The organism is Winogradskyella sp. R77965, assembly GCF_044594915.1.
Taxonomy (GTDB): Bacteria; Bacteroidota; Bacteroidia; order Flavobacteriales; family Flavobacteriaceae; genus Winogradskyella.
The window spans coordinates 1,832,787-1,840,000 of sequence record NZ_CP138990.1; the positions used below are offsets into that span (position 1 = coordinate 1,832,787).

The 7,214-nt window shown below is 35.8% G+C and carries 3 protein-coding genes and 2 rRNA genes (1 of these 5 only partly in view); 1 reads left to right on the plus strand and 4 read right to left on the minus strand.

The features are described from left to right. Window positions 1–56 precede the first annotated feature (56 nt). Window positions 57–1,124: an anhydro-N-acetylmuramic acid kinase gene (locus SJY34_RS08215; protein WP_400081351.1), complete on the minus strand. Its 1,068-nt coding sequence runs from the start codon at window positions 1,122–1,124 to the stop codon at window positions 57–59. A gap of 91 nt (window positions 1,125–1,215) precedes the next feature. Between SJY34_RS08215 and SJY34_RS08220 the strand changes: the two genes are divergently transcribed. Continuing rightward, complete coding sequence (locus SJY34_RS08220) at window positions 1,216–2,358, plus strand: acyl-CoA dehydrogenase (RefSeq protein ID WP_400081160.1); 1,143 nt, start codon at window positions 1,216–1,218, stop codon at window positions 2,356–2,358. A gap of 52 nt (window positions 2,359–2,410) precedes the next feature. Here SJY34_RS08220 and SJY34_RS08225 read toward each other — a convergent pair whose 3' ends face one another. From SJY34_RS08225 to SJY34_RS08235, 3 genes are all read right to left on the minus strand, one after another. Further along, on the minus strand, window positions 2,411–4,846 hold the full coding sequence (locus tag SJY34_RS08225) for a helix-turn-helix domain-containing protein (protein WP_400081162.1): 2,436 nt from the start codon (window positions 4,844–4,846) through the stop codon (window positions 2,411–2,413). 110 nt (window positions 4,847–4,956) lie between these two features. Further along, a 5S ribosomal RNA gene (gene rrf, locus SJY34_RS08230) occupies window positions 4,957–5,065 on the minus strand. 165 nt (window positions 5,066–5,230) lie between these two features. Next, window positions 5,231–7,214, minus strand: a 23S ribosomal RNA gene (locus SJY34_RS08235) (it continues 842 nt past the right edge of the window).

The following is a 7,214-nucleotide window of genomic DNA, read 5'->3' on the forward strand; positions in this document are numbered from 1 at the left end:
TTAGTTATAACAAATATAAAAAACTCTAAAGGCTAAATGATAATTAAATATTAATTTTAAGTATTGGGAGACAAAATTTTTCCAGAAGAATGATTATGGGTTGCTCCTGTTACACTTTTGAGACAGTTTATTTCATTTCGCTCTCTCAAAACACCTAATAATCCAAAGATTAGAGCTTCTTTAAACTCAACAATTTCATTTTCTGGAATGACAATTTTAGATTTTGAAAGACTTTTTATTCTACTAATTAGAAACGTGTTGTAAACACCACCTCCAGTTATCAACAAATTACTCTCTTTTCGATTCACAATTTTTGAAATTTGAATAGCAGCATGTTCTACAAAAGTTCTAAGAATATCTTCAATCTTAAGATTAAAAGACTCAATTAAAGGAAAAATATTTATCTCCACCCATTCTAATCCTAATGACTTTGGCGGTTTTTCCTCGTAAAAACTCAACTCATTTAATTTAATTAACAAGTCATTATTGATTTTTCCTTGAGACGCCAATTGACCTTTATCATCATACTCTAGGTTTAATTTTGAAACAAAATAATTTAAAACAATGTTCACAGGACAAATATCAAACGCAATTCTTTCTTTATCTTCTTCAAATGAGATATTAGCAAAACCACCTAAATTAAGACAATAATCATAATCATAAAATAATAATCGGTCACCAATAGGCACTAATGGTGCACCTTGACCTCCCAGCTTAACATCTTGCACTCTAAAATCACAAATTACTTTATGGTTTACTAAATTTGCTAAAATTTGTTGATTACCTATTTGAAGCGTTAAGCCATTTTCTGGTTGATGTAGAGCCGTATGTCCATGAGAAGCAATAAAGTCAATTGCTTCAATATTTTGTTCTTTTATAAAGTTTGAAACTACGGTTGACAAATATTCGGAATATGACTTGTCAGTTTCTACTAATTCTTCTAAAGACTTATTTACTAATTGACTAAGAATAAATTTCCACTCCTTCGAATATTTTATAGTTTCCGCATAATGAATTTCAAATTCCCAACCACTATTAAGCTTATAAGTTGCATACATGATATCAATACCATCTAAAGATGTTCCAGACATTATTGCAATTACTTTATAATTAGATTTTACCATATTAGTAAAAATAATATTACTTATTGAAAATACCACAAGAAACAGTTATCTTTGCATGAATTTTTTATCAAATCAATAATTACAATATTTTATGGACTTTAGTTTAACAGAAGAACATTTGATGATTCGTGATGCAGCTCGCGATTTTGCACAAACTGAATTACTTCCTGGTGTTATAGAACGTGATAATGCTCAAACATTTCCTGATGAATTAGTACGAAAGATGGGTGAACTTGGTTTTATGGGCATCATGGTAGATCCTAAATATGGAGGAAGTGGTATGGATGCTATTTCTTATGTGTTAATTATGGAAGAATTATCTAAAATTGATGCCTCTGCTTCGGTTATGGTTTCTGTAAATAATTCATTGGTTTGCTACGGACTTGAAGCTTATGGAACAGAAGAACAAAAACAGAAATATTTAACTAAACTTGCAACAGGTGAACAAATTGGTGCTTTCTGTTTAAGTGAGCCAGAAGCCGGTAGTGATGCAACTTCACAGAAAACTACTGCCATTGATAAAGGTGATCATTACATACTTAATGGTACAAAAAACTGGATTACTAATGGAGGTCGATCTGATGTTTATTTAGTTATTGCTCAAACAGACAGACATAAGGGATCGCACGGTATAAATGCCTTTATTGTTGAAAAAGGAATGAAAGGTTTTGATATAGGACCTAAAGAAGATAAACTTGGTATCAGAGGGAGTGATACACACACATTACAATTTAATGACGTGAAAGTACCAAAAGAAAATAGAATTGGGGTTAACGGGTCTGGATTTAGATTTGCCATGAAAACGCTTTCTGGTGGTAGAATTGGTATTGCAGCACAAGCACTAGGCATTGCTTCGGGAGCTTATGAACTTGCATTAAAATATTCTAAAGAACGTAAAGCTTTTGGTACTGAAATCTGTAATCATCAAGCTATTGCATTTAAGTTAGCTGATATGTATACAGAAATTGAAGCTGCAAGAATGCTAGTGATGAAAGCTGCTTGGGATAAAGACCAAGGCAAAAACTATGATATGTCTAGTGCAATGGCAAAATTATATGCAAGTAAAGTTGCTATGGAACATACTGTTGAAGCAGTACAAATTCATGGAGGAAACGGTTTTGTAAAAGAATATCATGTAGAACGTTTGATGCGTGATGCAAAAATCACGCAGATATATGAAGGTACTTCTGAAATTCAGAAAATTGTAATTTCTAGAGGACTTATAAAAGAATAATTTTATCGGATATTTAATTGAAAGGCTTCAGAATTTTATTTTGAAGCTTTTTTTATTTTTGAGAGAACTCATTAATAACTAGTCTAATTTCTCCATAAGAGAATTTATCGTCGATTTGATGTTTTAAATCTGAAAGGTTTTCGAATGTTTTAGTTGGAATAATTTTTTTTAGTTCTAAATAATTTGATTGCGACATTAAATCAGTAATCTTAATCTCTCCGGAAGATATAAAATGAGCTAAATGTCCAAATATTGTATTTGCATTTAATTCGCGTTCCAGCGATATTTGATCGATAGATTTTCCTGTTTTAAATAAGTCTAAAGATATTCTCTTAGTATCTCCTTTTTGTCGTTTTGGCTTAAATTCTTCAAAAATTGAGGCATCTGTAGTTTCAATATCATTCTCATTACAGTAATCGATTATAACCTTTAATATCTCAGAGCCATATTTTTCAATTCTAGTTTTACCCATTCCATGAATAGATTTTAATTCTTGTTTTGTAGTGGGTAAAATTTCACACATGGCATATAATGACTTTTGCGTAAAAATTTGAAAGTGTACTAAATCTTCTCGCTTTGCTATTTGGTTTCTTAACGCTCTCAATAATTCAAACAGTTCAACGTTAGTTGTTCCATCAATCACTGTTTTACGAAGTTTCTTTGGTTTCTCCTTACCTAAGAAAACTGATTTCGCTCTTAAAGTTAAAAACCGATCTGTTTTAAAACCATCTTTTAAGCCTTCAAAATAAGATAGTTTCGTCTCTAAGAGTTCTTCTAAAGCATCTAACTGTTTTTCAATATCTTTTTGAATTGCTTTATTATCAGTGGTAAAACTAAAATCTTTTAATGCTTTTTCTATAGTAGACTTTGTCTGTTCTTTGAAATACGTAACAGCTTTTATAAATCGTTCTTGTACAGTATTATTAGCTTCTGGAATTTCTTTATCATCAACTAATGTTTGTAATTGAGATTTAAAACCATTACTAACTTTGAGTAAATTAGTTGTACTTTCCTTCATTATATTCAATGGCTGCTCTACTGATCCTTCAATACTACCTCTATTCTTATAATAGATATCTAAAATTCGTCCTGAAGGATACAAGAATTTATAAAAATCAAATACTTCTGAAATTAAATTAAGTTGAAACTCTCGTTTAGATTTTAATAAAACGTCTTCATTGGGTTGATTAGCTTCAGCGTTTTTATTGAAGTCAATCACATGTCGATCGTTTATAATCTGATTTGGCTCAATTTTACTTTTTAAAACTAGACCTTCTAAGGACTTGCATCTACTAAGAGCAACATAGGTTTGTCCATGTGCAAAGGCCCCTTGGGCATCAATGATGGTCTTTTCAAACGTCAACCCTTGACTTTTATGAATTGTGATGGACCAAGCTAATCGTAGAGGGATTTGAGAATAACTTCCTATTTTGTCTTCAGTAATTGCTTTAGTCTCAGAATCTACCGTATATTTTATATTTTCCCATGTTTCTAGTTTGGTAACAATATTGAAATCGTCATCTGCACAATTAACAATAACTTCGTCTTTTTCTAACAAAATGACTTTACCAATCTTTCCATTGAAATAACGCTTTTCAGGAGAACTATCGTTTTTAATAAACATGACCTGAGCTCCAACTTTTAGTTTTAGCGCTTCCTTATTAGGATAAGAATGTTCGGGAAAATTACCTTCTATATTTGCTTTATACACATATTCTTTTCCTTCTAATTTATCAAGTTCTTGATTATTAGTCTGTCGCGCTTTATTGTTGTGGGTTGTTAATGAAATATAACCGTCTTCATTGTTGGGTTCAAAATCGGGAAGGTATCTTTTATTCAATTCTTTAGCAGAAGATATACTTAAGTTATTGTTTCGTATTTCGTTCAATATATTTATAAACAAAGGATTTTCTTGCCTATAAATTTGTTTAAGCTCAATAGTTAATGGAGTACAACTTTGGTAAGCATGGCTACTAAAGAAAAATACATTTTTATAAAAAGGTTTCAATAACTGCCATTCATTCTCCTTAATCACTGGAGATAATTGTTGTAAATCACCTATCATTAACAATTGGACACCTCCAAAAACTAAATTTCTATTTTTATAACGTCTTAAAGTCTTATTTATACCATCTAACAAATCAGCTCTAACCATACTAATCTCATCTATAATCAAAAGATCTAAAGACTTAATTATATTGATTTTAGTTTTGCTAAATCTTCTATTAAAATTTGAAGAAGATCCTAATTCATCATTAGGCAATATAGGTCCAAAGGGCAATTGAAAGAAAGAGTGAATAGTAACTCCTTTTGCATTAATAGAAGCAACACCAGTTGGAGCAACAACTACCATTCGTTTTTGAGATTGATGTCTTAACTTATGTAAGAATGTAGTTTTGCCTGTTCCTGCTTTACCAGTTAAAAATATATTTCTATTAGTATTATTGACAAAATTCCATGCAAGATCAAGTTCTTTATTTACTCTCATAGATAATATACAGATAAAGCATCAAGATAATAAAATTGAATCTTTTAAGCTTAAGTAAAAGTCTATAAAAACAAAAAACACCCTTACTAAATAAATAGTAAGGGTGTTAAAAAAGGCGGTGACCTACTCTTCCACAGTAAGCAGTACCATCGGCGCAAACGGGCTTAACTTCTCTGTTCGGAATGGTAAGAGGTGAGCCCCGTCGCTATAACCACCTTAAAAGGTTAGTATATAGTTGTTGGTCTTAGTAATTAGTTATCTAAATACTGTATCGCAAAACATCTAAATACTGTAGCTTTCACTACTAATATCTTAACATATTGAAAAAGGACGTTAATACGTCTTATACATGAATCATAATCTTGTACTCTAAAAAAACGGCTGTACAATAAGCCTATGGGTTATTAGTACTACTCGGCTATGACATTACTGCCTTTACACCTATAGCCTATCAACGTGGTCATCTTCCACGACCCTTTAAAGAAATCTCATCTTGTGGTGGGTTTCGCGCTTATATGCTTTCAGCGCTTATCCCTTCCGAACGTAGCTACCCTGCAATGCTCCTGGCGGAACAACAGGTACACCAGAAGGTTCGTCCAACTCGGTCCTCTCGTACTAGAGTCAGATCCACTCAAATTTCTAACGCCCACAGTAGATAGAGACCGAACTGTCTCACGACGTTCTGAACCCAGCTCGCGTGCCACTTTAATGGGCGAACAGCCCAACCCTTGGGACCTTCTCCAGCCCCAGGATGTGACGAGCCGACATCGAGGTGCCAAACCCCCCCGTCGATGTGAGCTCTTGGGGGAGATCAGCCTGTTATCCCCGGAGTACCTTTTATCCTTTGAGCGATGGCCCTTCCATACGGAACCACCGGATCACTATGCTCTACTTTCGTACCTGATCGACCTGTATGTCTCTCAGTCAAGCTCCCTTATGCCATTGCACTCTACGCACGGTTACCAAGCGTGCTGAGGGAACCTTTAGAAGCCTCCGTTACTCTTTTGGAGGCGACCACCCCAGTCAAACTACCCACCAAGCACTGTCCCTGATTAGAGGTTAGACTCTAGATAAGCAAAGGGTGGTATTTCAACAATGACTCCACAACGCCTGGCGACGCCACTTCAAAGTCTCCCACCTATCCTACACATTACTTATCCAAAGCCAATACTAAGCTATAGTAAAGGTTCACGGGGTCTTTTCGTCCCACTGCGGGTAATCGGCATCTTCACCGATACTACAATTTCACCGAGCTCATGGCTGAGACAGTGTCCAGATCGTTACACCATTCGTGCAGGTCGGAACTTACCCGACAAGGAATTTCGCTACCTTAGGACCGTTATAGTTACGGCCGCCGTTTACTGGGGCTTCATTTGAGATCTTCGAAGTAAACTTCTAAACCCTCCACTTAACCTTCCAGCACCGGGCAGGTGTCAGGCCCTATACATCATCTTTCGATTTAGCAGAGCCCTGTGTTTTTGATAAACAGTCGCCTGGACCTTTTCACTGCGGCCCATCCGAAGATGGGCGACCCTTCTCCCGAAGTTACGGGTCTATTTTGCCTAGTTCCTTAGCCATGAATCTCTCGAGCACCTTAGAATTCTCATCCCAACTACCTGTGTCGGTTTAGGGTACGGGCTGCTTCACTCGCTTTTCTTGGAAGTCGATTTGCTAGATTATCACCTTGACCGTAGTCTCAGTGTACTATCGCCGTGTTACCACTGGCTTCAACGTACTATTCCGTCAGTACGCACTAACTTTTCGCCTCCGTCACTTTTAGTGTGAGCAGGTACAGGAATATTAACCTGTTGTCCATCCACTACCCCTTTCGGGTTCGCGTTAGGTCCCGACTAACCCTCAGCTGATTAGCATAGCTGAGGAAACCTTAGTCTTTCGGTGTGCGGGTTTCTCGCCCGCATTATCGTTACTTATGCCTACATTTTCTTTTGTAGCTTCTCCAGCATACCTCGCAGTACACCTTCGACGACACTACAATGCTCCCCTACCACTTTTTCAAGTCCATAGCTTCGGTAGTATGTTTATGCCCGATTATTATCCATGCCGGATCGCTCGACTAGTGAGCTGTTACGCACTCTTTAAATGAATGGCTGCTTCCAAGCCAACATCCTAGCTGTCTATGCAATCCAACCTCGTTTATTCAACTTAACATACATTTGGGGACCTTAGCTGATGGTCTGGGTTCTTTCCCTCTCGGACATGGACCTTAGCACCCATGCCCTCACTGCTGATTAACATTTTATAGCATTCGGAGTTTGTCAGGAATTGGTAGGCGGTGAAGCCCCCGCATCCAATCAGTAGCTCTACCTCTATAAAACTATAAATCAACGCTGCACCTAAATGCATTTCG